The sequence below is a fragment of the Aquibium pacificum genome (genome assembly GCF_040839445.1).
GTDB lineage: Bacteria > Pseudomonadota > Alphaproteobacteria > Rhizobiales > Rhizobiaceae > Aquibium > Aquibium pacificus.
Map to the genome: position 1 here is coordinate 750,579 of NZ_JBDPGJ010000004.1, position 15,141 is coordinate 765,719.

A 15,141-nucleotide genomic window follows, 5' to 3' on the forward strand; every position below is an offset into this window, starting at 1 on the left:
CATGAACCTTCTCTGTCTCTCGGGAAGCCTGAGATCGGCGTCCTCGTCCCGCGCGGTGCTCGATCACATCGTCGGCCATCTACCCGATGGCGTTTCCGCGACGCGCTTCGATATCGGCAGCCTGCCTCACTACAATGCCGACCTCGGCGCGCCCGAGATAGTGGAAGCCTTCAAGGCAGCGGTCGAGGCCGCCGACGGCCTCGTCATCGTCACCCCGGAATACAATTACAGCGTGCCTGGCGTTCTCAAGAACGCCATCGACTGGGCATCGAGGCCAGCCTATGCCTCCGTCTTCAAGGACAAGCCGGTCCTCGTCGCCTCCACCTCGGGCGGCGCGCTCGGCGGCGTGCGTGCGCAGGCGCATCTGAAATACATGCTGAACGGCATGCTGGCGCGGGTTTTCCCGTGGCAGGAAGTGATCGTCCCGCATGCGAACCAGAAGGTGAAGGACGGCGTCTTTTCCGACGCGGTGACCGAGGCCTTCATCGGTCAGGCCATCGCCGCCTTCGTCGATTCTATCGGCGCCGGCCGATAGGCAGGCAGGCTCCTCGGGAGCGATGCAGCCGACGAGCCGCCGCCGGGCGGCCTTCGCTCAGCTATGGGCGAAGATGTCCTGTTCGTCCCAGCCCATCAGGTCGAGCTTCGACCGGGTCGGCAGGAACTCGAAACAGGCTTCAGCCTCCGCCATGCGCCCGTCGCGCGAAAGCCTGGAGAGCAGTGCCTCGCGCAGCCTGTGCAGGTGAAGCACGTCGGAGGCGGCATATTCCAGCTGCTCCGGTGAAAGCGTCTCGGCCGCCCAGTCGGACGACTGCTGCTGCTTGGACAGTGTGACGCCGAGGAACTCCTGGCAGACGTCCTTCAGCCCGTGCCGGTCTGTATAGGTGCGGGTCAGCCGCGACGCGATCTTGGTGCAGAAGACCGGCGAGGGCATGACCCCGAATGCGTGGAACAGCACCGCGAGATCGAAGCGCCCGAAGTGGAAGATCTTCGTGATCCGCTGGTTGCCCAGCAGCGAGACGAGATTGGGCGCCGCCGTCTGCCCGCGGTCGATCTGGATCACGTCGGCGGTGCCGTCGCCGGGGGACATCTGCACCACGCAGAGCCGGTCTCGGTGCGGCTTCAGTCCCAGGGTCTCGGTATCGATGGCAACCGCCTCGACGTCGTAGCGGGAGAGGTCGGGCAGGTCGTTCCGGTGGAAGCGGATGCTCAAGGGTCTCGCCTCCTCAGTTCGCCAGCGCGCCAAGGATGCGCGCCCAGGACCGCTGGCCCTTGTGGAAGGACGACAACTCGTACTTTTCGTTCGGCGAATGGACGCGGTCGTCCGGCAGGCCGAAGCCGACGAGCAGCGAATCCATGCCGAGCATCTTCTGGAAGTCGCCGACGATCGGGATGGATCCGCCCATGGCGATCATCACCGCTTCGTTCGGCCATTCGTCCGACAGCGCCTGCTTGGCCTTCACCAGCAACGGCGAATCGTAGGGCAGGTGGATCGCCGGCGAACCGCCATGCTCGTGGAACTCGACCGAACAGTCGGCGGGGATACGCGCGTTGACGAATTCGCGGAAGGCGGCGCGAATCTTCTGCGGATCCTGCCGGTGCACCAGACGGAACGAGACCTTCGCCGAGGCTTCCGCCGCGATCACGGTCTTGAAACCCTTTCCGGTATAGCCGCCGAAGATGCCGTTCACCTCCGCGGTCGGCCGCGCCCAGGTGAGTTCGAGCACGGACCGGCCTTTCTCGCCCGCCGGGATCGACAGCCCGATGTCGGCCAGAAAATTCTCCGCGCCGCGGCCGAGCCTTTCCCAGACATCGAGCACCTCCTGCGGCGTCTCGTCGACGCCGTCGTAGAAGCCGGGGATGGTGACGCGGCCATTCTCGTCGTGCAGGTCGGCGAGCACTTTCGCCAGGACGTGGATTGGGTTGGCGGCGGCGCCGCCGTATAGGCCGGAATGCAGGTCGCGGTTCGCTGCGTGTACCGTGATCTCCTCGCCGACGAGGCCGCGCAGCGCCGTCGAGATTGCCGGGGTGTCGGCGTCCCACATGCCGGTGTCGCAGACCAGCGCGAAGTCTGCCTTCAGTTCCCCGGCATTGGCCTCCAGGAAGGGTTTCAGCGACGGGGAGCCGGACTCCTCCTCGCCCTCGAACAGGATCGTCACCTTGCAGGGCAGGCTGCCGGTCTCCGTCTTCCAGGCGCGGCAGGCTTCGACGAAGGTCATCAGCTGGCCCTTGTCGTCCGCCGAGCCGCGCCCGGTGATGATCCGCCGGCCGTTCGGGGCGGTCTTCTGAGCGGGATCGAACGGATCGTCTTCCCACAGCTCCACCGGATCGACCGGCTGCACGTCGTAGTGACCGTAAAACAGCACGTGCGGCGCATCCGCCGAGGGTCCGTCGTGATGGGCGACCACCATCGGGTGTCCGGCCGTGTCGCGCAGGCTGGCCGAAAAGCCGATCGTCTCAAGGTCGCGTACCAGCCATTCCGCAGCCTTGCGGCAGTCGGCCCCGTAGGCCGGATCGGTGGAGATCGAGCGGATGCGCAGGAGTTCGAACAGGCGCGACAGGCTGTCGTCGAGCCCGGAATCGAGCGTGGAAAGTACGGAGGAAAGTGCTGTCATCAATTCATCTCGTCGGCGGGATGCAAATGGGTTCTGGTCGAGGCGGCGCGACCCTACTGCATGGTGGATGGAAAGGGGAGGAGAATTTGCCGGCCGGCGCGGCGCTCGCGCCGGCCCAGCTCGCGCCGTGGGCCCGAACGGGCACGCCGCCAGCGGCTGTTCGAGGGGACGCAGCCATCACCGCAGACGGCCAATCTCGCGCGATGTCGTGGCTCCACAAGCCTGTCGGTTCGTCAGGCTCGCCAACGGGATTGCCGGGGCGTGGGTCGGTACTCTGGGGAAAATTGGGAACCGGCGGCACTGGGTGGGGGAGGGGGAGTGCGCCGCCGGTTCCATCTGGCGTTTTGGGGGCGCCAGACGCAGCAACTCGCGCGAACCCCGTTGGTTCCGCGGCGCTAGGAAAAAATCTTTGATGCCGCGGCGGCCACCTCCGGGAATCCGAATGGAGAAAAGACAAAAGGGATTGACATAAATACCAACCAGTCGGTATTTAATTATCAAGGAGAGAAACGAATGCCCCGACCCGCCAACCCGCTGACGAGGACGAAGCTGCTCGAGGCTGCCTTCGCGGTGATCCGGTCGAAGGGGTATTCGGCGACGACGGTGGACGACATCTGCCGCGCGGCGGGCCTCTCAAAGGGGGCCTTTTTCCATCATTTCGCCAGCAAGGAGGAGCTTGCTGTCGCTGCCGCCCTGCACTGGTCGGAAACCACCGGCGCGCTGTTCGAATCTGCGCCCTATCACACCCCGGCCGACCCGTTGGAGCGTCTGCTCGCCTATGTCGCCTTCCGCCGCGAGATCATCCAGGGCGATCTGCCCGATTTCACCTGCCTGGTCGGGACGATGGCGCAGGAGGTCTACGGCACCAACCCCGCGATCCAGAAGGCCTGTTGGGAATCGATCCATGGCCATGCCGAGACGCTGGTGCCAGACATCGAGGCCGCCATGCGCGACCGAGGCATCGACGCGGACTGGACGGCCGAGAGCCTCGCGCTCCACACCCAGGCCGTGCTGCAGGGGGCTTTTATCCTGGCCAAGGCCAGCGGGGAACCGCGCCGAGCGGTCGAGAGCATCGACCACCTCTACCGCTACATCGAAGGGCTGTTCGGCGTAGCCGGCCTTCGAACGCGGCCTGCCGGAAGAAGAACATCGAGAACAGGAGAATGACATGAGCGACCCGACCGCCACCGGACCCAAACACGTCCTGACACTGGAGCGGATCATCGACGCGCCCGTAGAAAACGTCTGGCGCTGCTGGACAGAGCCGAAGCTGCTGAACAAATGGTTCTGTCCGAAGCCCTGGTTCGTCTCGGAAAGCCGCATCGAGCTGAAGCCCGGAGGCGAATTCTACTCAGTGATGAACGGCCCCGATGGCGAGCGCTTCGAGAATCTGGGCGTGTGCCTGGAGGTCGAGCCGCGGCGGCGCCTCGTCTTCACGGATGCCTTCAAGCCTGGCTGGGTCCCTTCCGACAGGCCCTTCATGGTGAGCCACGTCCATTTCGAAGATACGGGCGACGGCAAGACGAAATACACCGCGCACGCCATGCACTGGAACGACGAAACGCTCAGGGAACACGAGCAGATGGGCTTCCACGAGGGTTGGGGCAAAGCCGCCGACCAGCTGGAAGAACTGGCAAAGAGCATCTGAACGCAAAGGAGGAAAGAACCATGGAACCGACGATCTACCTCTTCTTCAACGGCAACTGCCTGGAGGCGATGACCCACTATGCCGAGACGCTCGGCGGGGAGATCACCGGCGTCTTCAAGAACGGCGACGCGCCGGTCGCCGAGGACCGAATGCCAGGCGGCGACGACCTCGTCATGAACATGGCAATGAAGCTCGGCAACGCCATGATCATGGCGTCCGACGCGCCGGGGCAGTGGTATTCCAAGCCTCAGGGTTTCTCCGTCTCGATCGCGCCCGCCTCGATCGCGGAGTTCGACCGGATATTTTCCGCGCTTTCGAGCGACGCGCAGTCGATCTCGATGGCCCCCGGCGAAACCTTCTGGGCCGAGCGGTTCACCACCTTCACCGATCGGTTCGGCACCCCGTGGATGCTGAACTACACCGGCTCGAAGGCAGTCTGAGGAGGATCCGTCATGCAGACCATTCCCAAGGTGCGCACCTGCCTCTGGTTCGACGACCAGGCGCTGCCGGCGGCCGAGTTCTACTGCTCGCTCATCCCTGACAGCCGCATCGACAATGTCGGGCACTATCCCGAGGGGAACGGGATGGCCGAACCCGGAAAGGTGCTGATCGTGGAGTTCACGCTGGCCGGCACGCCCTACCAGGGCCTCAACGGCGGCACCCACTTCAAGCTCGACGAGGCGGTCTCGGTCTCGGTGAGTACCGAGGACCAGGCCGAGACAGATCGGCTGTGGGAGGCCCTGATCGCCGATGGCGGCGAGGAGAGCCAATGCGGCTGGCTGAAGGACCGCTTCGGCCTGTCCTGGCAGATCGTGCCGAAACGTTCGGTCGAACTTCTGTCCGGCCCGAAGGCGGCGCAGGTCTGGCCCGCGCTTATGCAGATGCGGAAGATCGACATCGCGGCGCTGGAAGCGGCCGCAAGCTGAGGGAGGAATAACGATGTCCTATTTCGACGGGTTCGTAATCGCGGTGCCCACCGCAGGAAAGCAGCAGTTCATCGACCACGCGACGGCTATCGACCCGATATTCAAGGAACTGGGCGCGATCCGCGTCGTCGAATGCTGGGGCGACGACGTCCCGGACGGCAAGGTGACGGATTTCCGCAGGTCCGTGCAGGCGAAGGAGGACGAGACCGTTGCCTTCTCCTTCGTCGAATGGCCCGACAAGACGACCCGCGATGCAGGCATGAAGCGGCTGTCGGAGATGATGAAGACCGACGAGCGGATGGACCCTGAAAAGAATCCCGTTCCCTTCGACGGCAAGCGCATGATCTTCGGCGGCTTCGCGGCCGTCGTCGACATTTGAGAAAAGACGCGTCCCTCGTCCTTACAAGGCGGGGGAACGCCTCAGGGCACGTATACCTCGACCGCGCCGGGATGCACCATGAAGTGTGCCGGCGTGGAGGTGACGATCTCGCCATCGGTGTTGACCGGCCGCGGGCGTTTGGTCGCGATGTCGAACTGCGTGCTCTTGGCAGTGCGCACCTCGTTCCACAATCCGTGGCGGCCCGAGCGGAAGGAGCGCAGCATCATCGCGAGCTTCCACACGTTCGAAACCTCGAGGCTGTAGAGATCGAGATTGCCGTCGTCGATCGAGGCCTCTTCCTGCACCACGTTGCCGCCGCCGTAGTGGCGGCCGTTGCCGACGGCGATCTGGTAGGTGTTCACCTCGGTGGTGACGCCCTTTTCGGTAATCGTGGCGTGGAAGGGGCGCGCGCGCGACAGCACGCGCAGGGCCGCGACAGCATAGCCGAGACGGCCCCAGCGGCGCTTCAGGCCCGCGTCGAGCTTGCGCGCGAGATCGGAGGAGAGCCCGATGCTCGCCACGTTGAAGAACGCGTGGCCGTTGACCGAGCCGACGTCTATGCGCCGCGTCTTGCCGGCCACGATCAGGTCCGCCGCCTCGTCGAACTCCATCGGTATTTCCAGCGTGCGGGCGAGGTCGTTGGCGGTGCCCATCGGGATGATGCCGAGCGGCAGGCCGCTCTCCACCACCGCCATGGCCCCCGACGCAACGGTGCCGTCGCCGCCGCACAGGACGATCAGGTCGGCGGTCTCGCGCAGGCGCACGATGTCGCGCGCGATCTCGGGCAGGGCCGAAAAATGCTCGACCGTGACGGACATGCCGCCGGCGGCGAGCCGCTCGACCACCTTGCCGACGCCGTCGCGACCGCGCCGGGCGTTGGGATTGAAGAGGAGCAGCGCTCGCCTCTTACGGGGATTTTGGGGTTCTGGCATCCGTCGTCAGATAGGTGCGGAAAAGAAAATGGCCACCGTGGTGGAGGGGGATACCACGGTGGCCGTACTATAAGCTTGCGGCAGCCCGGAGAGGGGGGATTAGGCTGCCGCCTGTTCGGTGAGGCGGGGGACGGGCCTTGAACCGAACTTCGGAAAAAACTTCCGATGACCAGAAAATGGTTTTTGAAAATGGCGAATCAAGGGCACGAAGATTACAAGTTCGTAACGAACGCGTGATCCGCGAGGCCGTGCATCCTATGGCAGGAGGCCGTCCCCACGTGCGGATTCGCGTGGATTTCGGGCAAGAGGCAGGCTATCCCTCTCAGCCATGAAAAAGGGTGATCACCTCTTCCTCGTCGACGGGTCCGGATACATCTTCCGCGCTTATCACGCGCTTCCGCCTCTGACGCGCAAGTCCGACGGTCTTCCCGTCGGCGCGGTGGCCGGCTTCTGCAACATGCTGTGGAAGCTGGTGCAGGACGCGCGCAACACCGATGTCGGCGTGGTGCCGACGCATTTCGCGGTCATCTTCGACTATTCGGCGAAGACCTTCCGCAACACGATGTACCCCGAATACAAGGCCAACCGATCGGCGCCGCCGGATGACCTGATCCCTCAGTTCGGCCTCATCCGCCAGGCGACGCGCGCCTTCGACCTGCCGTGCCTGGAAATCGAAGGCTATGAGGCCGATGACTTGATCGCCACCTATGCCCGGCTCGCCTGCGAGGCTGGCGGTGACACCACCATCATCTCCTCCGACAAGGATCTGATGCAGCTCGTCGGGCCGACGGTCTCGATGTACGACCCGATGAAGGACCGCGAGATCAAGGTCGCGGAGGTCATCGAGAAATGGGGCGTGCCGCCCGAGAAGATGATCGACCTGCAGGCGCTGACGGGCGATTCCATCGACAACGTTCCGGGCGTCCCCGGCATCGGGCCGAAAACCGCCGCGCAGCTCCTGGAACAGTTCGGCGATCTCGATACGCTGCTCGCGCGCGCCTCCGAGATCAAGCAGAACAAGCGCCGCGAATCGATCATCGAGCATGCCGAGAAGGCGCGCATCTCGCGCGAACTCGTGCGGCTGAAGGACGACGTACCGCTCGTCGAAGGCCTGGACGACCTCGTGCTGCAGCCGCCCAACGGACCGAAGCTGATCGGCTTCCTGAAGGCGATGGAGTTTTCCACGCTGACACGGCGCGTCGCCGAGGCGACGGGAGCGGACGCGGCCGCCATCGAGGCGGCACCGGTTGATGTCGAGTTCGACGGCAAGGCGCACGGGCCGGACCTCGACGAAGGGGATGCGGCGCAGCCGGCGCCGGCCGGCCCCGCGGGCGAGGCCGCCTCTGGCCCGCAGGCGATGACGCCCGCCGCGCTGGTGACGGCGCGCGCCGAGGCGGCCGCGGCCAACCGGATCGACCGCACCGCCTATGTGACGATCCGCGATCTGGCGACCCTCGAGGCGTGGCTGGCGGATGCGCGCGAGACCGGCATCCTGTCGATCGATACCGAGACCACGTCGCTTTTCCCGATGGAGGCGGAACTCGTCGGCTTCTCGATCGCCACGCGTCCGGGCAAGGCGGCCTACGTTCCGCTCTCCCATCGCAACGGCAAGGGCGACCTGCTCGGCGGCGGCGAACTGATCGAGGGGCAGATCCCGTTCCACGACGCGCTCGCGGCGCTGAAGCCCGTGCTCGCCGACCGCTCGGTGCTCAAGATCGGCCAGAACATCAAGTACGACTGGGTGCTGCTTTATCGCCTCGGCCTGCCGATGGCACCGCTCGACGACACCATGCTGATCTCCTACGTGCTCGACGGCGGCTCATCCAGCGGCAACACCGGCGGCCACGGCATGGACAAGCTCTCGGAGCGCTGGCTTGGCCACATCCCGATCCCCTACAAGGACGTGGCGGGCTCGGGGAAGTCGCAGGTCACGTTCGACATGGTCGACATCGACCGGGCCACCGCCTACGCCGCCGAGGATGCCGACGTTGCGCTGCGGCTCTGGCAGGTGCTGAAGCCCCGGCTCGTCGCCGACGGGCTGACGGCGGTCTACGAGCGGCTGGAGCGGCCGCTGATCGACGTGATCGGACGAATGGAGCGCCGCGGCATCGCCGTCGATCGGCAGATCCTGTCGCGCCTCTCGGGCGATTTCGCGCAGTCGGCGGCAGCCCTCGAGGACGAGATCTACCGGCTCGCTGGCGAGCGCTTCAACATCGGCTCGCCCAAGCAACTGGGCGACATCCTGTTCGGCAGGATGGGCTTCGCCGGCGCCACCAAGACGGCGACCGGGCAATGGTCCACCTCGGCGCGCATTCTCGAAGACCTCGCCGCGGAGGGCCACGAACTGCCGCGCAAGATCGTCGACTGGCGCCAGCTGACCAAGCTGAAATCCACGTACACAGACGCGCTGCCCGGCTACATCAACCGGGATACCAAGCGCGTCCACACCTGCTATTCGATGGCTTCGACGTCGACCGGCCGGCTCTCCTCGTCGGAACCCAACCTGCAGAACATCCCGATCCGCACGGTGGAAGGCCGCAAGATCCGCACCGCCTTCGTCGCCGAGCCCGGCCACAAGCTGATATCGGCCGACTACAGCCAGATCGAGCTGCGCGTGCTCGCACACGTCGCCGACATCCCCCAACTGCGGCAGGCCTTCGCCGATGGCATCGACATCCATGCCATGACGGCGTCCGAGATGTTCTCGGTGCCGGTGGAGGGCATGCCGCCGGAGGTGCGCCGACGCGCCAAGGCGATCAATTTCGGCATCATTTACGGTATCTCGGCCTTCGGGCTGGCCAACCAGCTCTCGATCCCGCGCGAGGAGGCGGGTGCCTACATCCGCAAGTATTTCCAGCGCTTTCCCGGCATCCGCGATTACATGGACGCCACCAAGGCGACGGCGCGCGACAAGGGCTTCGTCGAGACCATCTTCGGCCGCCGCGCGCACTATCCCGAGATTCGCTCGTCCAACCCGCAGGTGCGCGCCTTCAACGAGCGCGCCGCGATCAACGCGCCGATCCAGGGCTCGGCCGCCGACATCATCCGCCGCGCCATGGTCAGGATCGAGGATGCGCTCGCCGATGCCGGGCTCGACGATGTCGAGATGCTGCTCCAGGTGCATGACGAACTGATCTTCGAGGCGCCGGAAAGCCGGGTGGAAAAGGCGATCCCTGTCATCCGTCAGGTCATGGAGCACGCCGCCATGCCCGCCGTCTCCATGCGCGTCCCGCTCCACGTCGACGCTCGCGCCGCGGACAACTGGGACGAGGCGCACTGAAGATCGCCAGAACCACCGCGCCAGGCGGAGGTCAGATCTCCAGAACGAGCGGGCAATGGTCCGAGACGACAGGGTCCCGTACCACCTCGAACGAGACCGGCTCGGTCAGGCCGTCGACCAGCATGTAGTCGGCGAACCGGCCTGGCTTGCCATAGTGCGCGGTGCGGGTGCTCGTGAAGCCGCGCGTGGTCACCAGATCGGTCAGGCCGATCCCGGCCAGGATTTGGAAAGTCTCGCTCTCCGGCTCGACGTTGAAGTCCCCGCACACGACCAGCCGGTCGCCGTCGTCGGCGATCCGCACGGCGATCTCCGCCAGCCTCCGGGCCTGTTCGATGCGCTCGGGCGTGTCCGACTTGCCCGCCGCGACGTCCCGCAAGCCATGCGTGTGGACGACCGCGACTGCGCGATCCCTCGCGTAGTCATGGACGCGCACGGCGTGGGCGTTGCGCGAGCGGGGGTGGTCGCCATACCCGTCTGGGGAGAAGCCCTTGTGCACGAACGCCTGGATCTGCCCGATCACGGGAAAGGAGTTGCGCACGAAGGTCGCCAGCCCCCATTGCGAAGGCACCACTTCCTCGCCGTCCCAAAGCACCCCTTGCGCGGCCGGGCAGAAGGTGGCGGCATGATCCGGCAGCGCCGCGGCGACGTCGCGGAAGAAGTTCGCCCGCTGCGGCAGGATGTGGTCGCCGTCGCGGTATTCCAGCCACGCCTCTGCGCTGGCAGGCGTGTGCACGACCTCCTGGAGGCACAGCACGTCCGGCGAGGCTTCCGCGACGTAGGCGACGAGGCTGTCGTGCAGTTTGCCGCCCCAGCCGTTGAGGCACATGATACGCATTTCAGCCCCTATTCCCGGCGGGACGCCGCGACGCTACGTCGTGAAAAGACCGACGATCACCGCCGGTCGCTCGTGGAAAGCTCAGCCGGCCGCCGCGGCGCAGTCCCGGCACAGGCCGCGGAATTCGATGACGGCCTTCGCGGGCCGGAACCCGCTCTCGCCGATCCAGCTTTCCAGCCGCTCGCCCACGACCGGGTCGGCGAACTCGGCCACGCTCCCGCAATTCTCGCAGATGGCGAAGGCGGTCATGCCGTCGGCATGGGTGTGGCTGTCGGTGCAGGCCACGAAGGAATTGAGGCTTTCCAGCCTGTGCACAAGCCCGGCCTTCATCAGTCGGTCGAGCGCCCGATAGACCTGGAGCGGCGCCCGAAATCCCTGCTCGCGCAATTCGTCGAGCAGCGCATACGCGCTGAGCGGGCCTGAGGATTTTTCCAGGCGTTCGAGCACGAGTTGCTGGTTTCGAGTGAGTTCGGCCCTGGCTTCCATTGCCATTCCTGATCGATCGCGGGGCGGCCGCGATGGCCGCCGAGGCTTCATATCGGTGTCCTGTTCCTTGTGCGCCAGCCTTTTTCGCGCCGCAAGAGGTTGGCGGGATTGGATTTGAACAATGGGCCGGATGCGGCCGGACCGGCCCGCGCGGCCATCGCAGGTTGCAGGGTTAACAGTTCCGAAAGAGCCGGACGGTATTTTTAATGATCGGACAGGCCCGGGAGATATGGGGACAGGATGAACATCGCGCAGTTCCGAATGGAGCCAGAGACGGCCGTTCCGGCGCCGGTGGAGACGAACATCTCCGATATCGGCCCGCGCGCCAGCCGTCTGGGTATCGAGATTGCCGGCATCGTCGGGCTGGTGGAAGACCTCGTGAAGCTCGGCGCCGAACAGCAGGCGAGCGCCCGTGCGGTCGTGGCCTCCGCACGGGAGACGAGCGAGACAAACCGCATGCTCGCGTCCTCGATGGCGCAGGTTCGCGAGTCGGCCGAGGAAACGCGCAGCGTGCTGGGCGAGAGCGCCGACAAGGTGGCCCATACCTTGGCGGCCTCGGTCGAAAAGCTGCAGACGCTGAGCAATGGCGTCCTCAGCCTGACGGAGACGCTCGACAAGGTCTCGCAAACCATCAAGTCGGTGAGTTCGGCCAGCGCCTCGATCAACGAGATTGCGCGCGAGACGCAGCTCGTGGCGCTGAATGCCAGCATCGAGGCGGCGCGCCTGGGCGACGCGGGCAAGGGTTTTGCCGTCATCGGCGCTGCCGTGAAGGCGCTTGCCGACCAGATCGGGGTGTTCGCCAAGCAGAACGAGGTGAGCCTGCGGTCGCTCGAAGGCACGCTGGGACAGCTGACGGCGGAAGCCAAGCAGAATACCTCAACGGCCGAGGCGGCGATGGAAGCGTCGGGCCAGGCGGCCGAGACCACGCGCACGATCCAGTCGCTGGTGACCACCGTGGGCAAACTCACCGACGGCATCGTCGGCATGGCCGATCCGGTCCAGCGCAATGTTGCCAGCAACGAACGCGTGCGGGACGAACTCAGAAAGTTCGTCGCCATGTCCAGGACGTGTCACGATAAGCTCGATTCGGCCGGCGAGAGTTCGGAGGCCATCCTGGACATCTCGGAAAACTTCATCCTGTTCATCGCCGAAAGCGGCATCGAGACGCCGGACAGCTTCTTCATCGAACTGGCGCGAAACACCGCCACCGACGTCTCGGCGCTGTTCGAGCAGGCGGTCGACGATGGCGCGATCAGCCTCGCCGACCTGTTCGACGAGAACTACCAGCCGGTTCCCGAGAGCGATCCCCAGCAGGTACTGACGCGCTTCACCGCCTTCACGGACAGGGTATTGCCGGAGATTCAGGAGCCGATCCTGAAGCTCAGCGACCGCATCGTGTTCTGTGCCGCGGTGGACCGCAACGGCTACCTGCCGACGCACAATCTGGTCTACTCCAAGCCGCAAGGCGCCGATCCGGTCTGGAACGCCGCCAACTGCCGCAACCACCGCATCTTCAGCGACCGCACTGGTCTCGGTGCCGGCCGCAACACGCGCCCGTTCCTGCTCCAGACCTACCGGCGCGACATGGGCGGCGGCAGCTTCGTGCTGATGAAGGACATCTCCGCCCCGATCTACGTGAAGGGCCGCCACTGGGGCGGCTTTCGCATGGGCTACAAGCCCGAGACCTGAGCCGCGCGCAGCGGCGGACCCTCTCACGGCTCCGCCCGGTGGCCGCCGTCGAACTGGTGGCTTGACCTCGCGTCCAAAAATCAGCCCCAATCCTGCGGGAACACTGTGACGTTGGGGCAGGTGCAGGGCTTGGGAGCTTCAGGGATGGAACGCAGATTTTCGGGAAGGCGGCTGCTCGCAGCCGTCGCGCTGGCCGCATTGTGCGCCGGCATGGGAAGCATATCGGCGCAGGCACGCGAGAATTATGCCATCGTCGTCGGCGTGACGGAGTATCCGAACCTGCCGAAGAACAACTGGCTCGTCGGCCCCCGCAACGATGCCGTCATGGTGCGCGAATACCTGACGACGCGCTCGCCGGTGAGGTTCGACGCCGGCAACGTCACCGTGCTCGCCGACGACGTGGAGGATGCGAAGGAGCCGACGCTGGCGTCGATCTTGGCGTCGCTGGCCGCGGTCGCCGAAAAGGCCGAGAGCGGCGATTTCCTCTATCTCCAGTTTTCCGGCCACGGCTTCCAGCAGACGGCGGCCGATCCGTCCACCGAGACCGACGGGCTCGACGAGATCTTCCTGCCGAAGGACACCGGGCGCTGGGTCGATCGTAGCAAGGGCATGCCGAACGTGCTCACCGACGACGCCATCGGCGACGCGCTCGACCGCATCCGCGGCAAGGGTGCCTTCGTATGGGTCGTCTTCGATGCCTGCCACTCGGGCACCGCGACGCGCGCGGCGCCGCTCGAAGACGTGCGAGAACGCAAGGTGGATGCCGAGGCGCTCGGCATGCCGCCGGAAGTCCTGACTGAAGGGTCGGCGTCCCGCGACCTTGGCGCGCGCGAGGCGCCCGTGGAGGAGATCGGCTCGACCGGCGCGGAAGCTGCCGGAGAGGGCGGCCTGGTGGCCTTCTTCGCCGCGCAGACCAACGAGACGACGCCGGAAATGCCGCTGCCGCGCGGCGCAGAGAACGCGGTGCGCTACGGGCTCTTCACCCATACGATCTTCTCCAGGCTGGCGGAGAATCCGAACATCACCTACCGCCAACTCGCCGAGGGCGTGCTGCAGCACTACGCCAGCATTAATCGCACAAGCACCACGCCGCTCTTCGAGGGCGACCTCGATGCGCCGGTGTTCGGCACCAGCCTCGACGAGTTCGTTCCGCAATGGCCGATCGCGGTGAAGCCGGACGGCGTCACCGTCTCGGGCGGATTGCTGAACGGTCTTGTTCCCAGCTCGCGGCTCGCCATCGTCGAAAAGCCGGGCGACGCCACCGAGGACGCCATCGGCGTCCTGGAAGTGAAGAGCGCCGACAATTTCTCCAGCCGCGTCGCGGTGGCGCGCGAGGAGGAACCGGCCGCCGTGTCGGGCACGCCCGAAGGGAGGGCGAAAGTCCGCTCTCTTGGCGACATCCCCGAGGGCGCCTATGCGCGGCTGACGGAGGCGCAGTTCAATTTTACGCTCACCGTGGCGAAGCCCGAAATGTCGGATGCCTATTCCGACAAGATCGGCATGGTCGACGGGATCCTCGAAAAGATCGCCGCCGACGACACGACACAGCTAAGCATTGAACTTGTCGCACCGGGCACGCCGGCCGACCTGCGGCTGGCGGTGCTCGCCGAGGCCGACCTCGACGGCCCCTCCTTCGACGCCAGCGGCGACCCGGCGCTCTGGTTCCTGCCCGAATCGGGCGAACTGTCGCTCGTCGACGGCCGGCGCCCGCCATCGGTCGTCATGGTGAGCGACGACGGGGAGGCGATCGGAGAGGCCATAGAGCACTATCTGACACGCGTCTATCGCGCCACCAACCTCGCCCGCATCGGCAGCGCGTCGGAATATGGCGCGGACGAGATCGACGTTTCCTTCACGTTGAAGCGGGCCGAGAGCGGCGAGATGGTGCCGATCTCCAGCATCGACCTGCCCACGGGCGTGCCGGGCGACCGCGTGAGCGTGCGGGCCAGGAACAACACCGGCACCGCCGTCGACATCAACGTGCTCTATGTCGGCAGTGACTATTCCATCACCTTCATGGCCAAGGAACGGCTGCAGCCTTCCGCCACGCTGGAACGCGAGTTCCTCGAATTCACCGAGGACAGCTATGGCCGCGAACTGATGGTGGCGATCGTCTCGGAGGCGAAGCCGTTGACGCCGACGCTCGACCTCGGCTTCCTCGCCCAGGACGGCCTGCGTTCGGTCCATCGCGGAAGCGGGCCCGAAAGCGTCGCGGACCTGATCCAGAACATGGGCATGGGAGCGGCCACCCGCGCGGCCAAGGCCGTCGGCGGCGGCGAGCAACGCCAGCGCGGCGCCGTGATGCTCTATCCCATGCAGACCATGCCGAAATCCTGACCGGACGAGTGGCCATC

The 15,141-nt window shown here is 65.8% G+C and carries 14 protein-coding genes; 9 read left to right on the forward strand and 5 right to left on the reverse strand.

What is annotated here, in order from left to right:
* Window position 1 precedes the first annotated feature (1 nt).
* Complete coding sequence (locus tag ABGN05_RS20175; RefSeq protein WP_367955824.1) at window positions 2-535, forward strand: NADPH-dependent FMN reductase; 534 nt, start codon at window positions 2-4, stop codon at window positions 533-535.
* Window positions 536-592: 57 nt separating this feature from the next.
* Here ABGN05_RS20175 and ABGN05_RS20180 read toward each other — a convergent pair whose 3' ends face one another.
* Both ABGN05_RS20180 and ABGN05_RS20185 read right to left on the reverse strand, forming a co-directional pair.
* On the reverse strand, window positions 593-1,210 hold the full coding sequence (locus ABGN05_RS20180) for a ribonuclease D (protein WP_367955825.1): 618 nt from the start codon (window positions 1,208-1,210) through the stop codon (window positions 593-595).
* A gap of 13 nt (window positions 1,211-1,223) precedes the next feature.
* The gene (locus ABGN05_RS20185; protein WP_367955826.1) at window positions 1,224-2,612 is read right to left on the reverse strand and encodes a dipeptidase; all 1,389 of its coding nucleotides are present in this window, start codon (window positions 2,610-2,612) and stop codon (window positions 1,224-1,226) included.
* A gap of 513 nt (window positions 2,613-3,125) precedes the next feature.
* Here ABGN05_RS20185 and ABGN05_RS20190 point away from each other — a divergent pair.
* The 5 genes from ABGN05_RS20190 to ABGN05_RS20210 are packed head-to-tail and all read left to right on the forward strand — an operon-like array spanning window position 3,126 to window position 5,565.
* On the forward strand, window positions 3,126-3,779 hold the full coding sequence (locus ABGN05_RS20190) for a TetR/AcrR family transcriptional regulator (protein ID WP_367955827.1): 654 nt from the start codon (window positions 3,126-3,128) through the stop codon (window positions 3,777-3,779).
* Window position 3,780: 1 nt separating this feature from the next.
* Window positions 3,781-4,260: an SRPBCC family protein gene (locus ABGN05_RS20195; protein ID WP_367955828.1), complete on the forward strand. Its 480-nt coding sequence runs from the start codon at window positions 3,781-3,783 to the stop codon at window positions 4,258-4,260.
* A 20-nt stretch (window positions 4,261-4,280) separates the two neighbouring features.
* Window positions 4,281-4,700, forward strand: coding sequence for a VOC family protein (locus ABGN05_RS20200; RefSeq protein WP_367955829.1), 420 nt, complete (start codon window positions 4,281-4,283; stop codon window positions 4,698-4,700).
* Window positions 4,701-4,712: 12 nt separating this feature from the next.
* Window positions 4,713-5,186: a VOC family protein gene (locus ABGN05_RS20205; protein WP_367955830.1), complete on the forward strand. Its 474-nt coding sequence runs from the start codon at window positions 4,713-4,715 to the stop codon at window positions 5,184-5,186.
* A gap of 13 nt (window positions 5,187-5,199) precedes the next feature.
* Window positions 5,200-5,565 carry a DUF1428 domain-containing protein gene (locus ABGN05_RS20210; protein WP_367955831.1) on the forward strand — a complete coding sequence of 122 codons (366 nt, stop codon included), beginning with the start codon at window positions 5,200-5,202 and terminating at the stop codon, window positions 5,563-5,565.
* 41 nt (window positions 5,566-5,606) lie between these two features.
* On the opposite strand, the gene ABGN05_RS20215 is transcribed toward ABGN05_RS20210, so the two are convergent.
* Window positions 5,607-6,497, reverse strand: coding sequence for a lipid kinase (locus ABGN05_RS20215; RefSeq protein WP_367955832.1), 891 nt, complete (start codon window positions 6,495-6,497; stop codon window positions 5,607-5,609).
* Between the two features lie 328 nt (window positions 6,498-6,825).
* On the opposite strand from ABGN05_RS20215, the gene polA reads away from it, so the two are divergent.
* Entirely contained in the window at window positions 6,826-9,777 is a 2,952-nt protein-coding gene (polA, locus tag ABGN05_RS20220; protein ID WP_367955833.1) for a DNA polymerase I, read from the forward strand.
* Between the two features lie 31 nt (window positions 9,778-9,808).
* On the opposite strand, the gene ABGN05_RS20225 is transcribed toward polA, so the two are convergent.
* Both ABGN05_RS20225 and ABGN05_RS20230 read right to left on the reverse strand, forming a co-directional pair.
* Window positions 9,809-10,612 (reverse strand): endonuclease/exonuclease/phosphatase family protein, encoded by an 804-nt coding sequence (locus ABGN05_RS20225; RefSeq protein ID WP_367955834.1) that lies wholly within the window; start codon window positions 10,610-10,612, stop codon window positions 9,809-9,811.
* An 81-nt stretch (window positions 10,613-10,693) separates the two neighbouring features.
* A complete protein-coding gene (locus tag ABGN05_RS20230) occupies window positions 10,694-11,098 on the reverse strand; it encodes a Fur family transcriptional regulator (protein WP_367955835.1) in 405 nt (134 codons plus the stop codon).
* 240 nt (window positions 11,099-11,338) lie between these two features.
* Between ABGN05_RS20230 and ABGN05_RS20235 the strand changes: the two genes are divergently transcribed.
* Together ABGN05_RS20235 and ABGN05_RS20240 are read left to right on the forward strand one after the other, a co-directional pair.
* Window positions 11,339-12,787 carry a methyl-accepting chemotaxis protein gene (locus tag ABGN05_RS20235; RefSeq protein ID WP_367955836.1) on the forward strand — a complete coding sequence of 483 codons (1,449 nt, stop codon included), beginning with the start codon at window positions 11,339-11,341 and terminating at the stop codon, window positions 12,785-12,787.
* A 144-nt stretch (window positions 12,788-12,931) separates the two neighbouring features.
* On the forward strand, window positions 12,932-15,124 hold the full coding sequence (locus ABGN05_RS20240; protein WP_367955837.1) for a caspase family protein: 2,193 nt from the start codon (window positions 12,932-12,934) through the stop codon (window positions 15,122-15,124).
* The last annotated feature ends 17 nt before the right edge of the window (window positions 15,125-15,141 follow it).

Coding starts and splice junctions, on each gene's coding strand:
- ABGN05_RS20175 (WP_367955824.1), top strand. CDS start 2: ATGAACCTTCTCTGTCTCTCGGGAAGCCTGAGATCGGCGTCCTCGTCC.
- ABGN05_RS20185 (WP_367955826.1), bottom strand. CDS start 2,612: ATGACAGCACTTTCCTCCGTACTTTCCACGCTCGATTCCGGGCTCGAC.
- ABGN05_RS20190 (WP_367955827.1), top strand. CDS start 3,126: ATGCCCCGACCCGCCAACCCGCTGACGAGGACGAAGCTGCTCGAGGCT.
- ABGN05_RS20195 (WP_367955828.1), top strand. CDS start 3,781: ATGAGCGACCCGACCGCCACCGGACCCAAACACGTCCTGACACTGGAG.
- ABGN05_RS20200 (WP_367955829.1), top strand. CDS start 4,281: ATGGAACCGACGATCTACCTCTTCTTCAACGGCAACTGCCTGGAGGCG.
- ABGN05_RS20205 (WP_367955830.1), top strand. CDS start 4,713: ATGCAGACCATTCCCAAGGTGCGCACCTGCCTCTGGTTCGACGACCAG.
- ABGN05_RS20210 (WP_367955831.1), top strand. CDS start 5,200: ATGTCCTATTTCGACGGGTTCGTAATCGCGGTGCCCACCGCAGGAAAG.
- ABGN05_RS20215 (WP_367955832.1), bottom strand. CDS start 6,497: ATGCCAGAACCCCAAAATCCCCGTAAGAGGCGAGCGCTGCTCCTCTTC.
- polA (WP_367955833.1), top strand. CDS start 6,826: ATGAAAAAGGGTGATCACCTCTTCCTCGTCGACGGGTCCGGATACATC.
- ABGN05_RS20225 (WP_367955834.1), bottom strand. CDS start 10,612: ATGCGTATCATGTGCCTCAACGGCTGGGGCGGCAAACTGCACGACAGC.
- ABGN05_RS20230 (WP_367955835.1), bottom strand. CDS start 11,098: ATGGAAGCCAGGGCCGAACTCACTCGAAACCAGCAACTCGTGCTCGAA.
- ABGN05_RS20235 (WP_367955836.1), top strand. CDS start 11,339: ATGAACATCGCGCAGTTCCGAATGGAGCCAGAGACGGCCGTTCCGGCG.
- ABGN05_RS20240 (WP_367955837.1), top strand. CDS start 12,932: ATGGAACGCAGATTTTCGGGAAGGCGGCTGCTCGCAGCCGTCGCGCTG.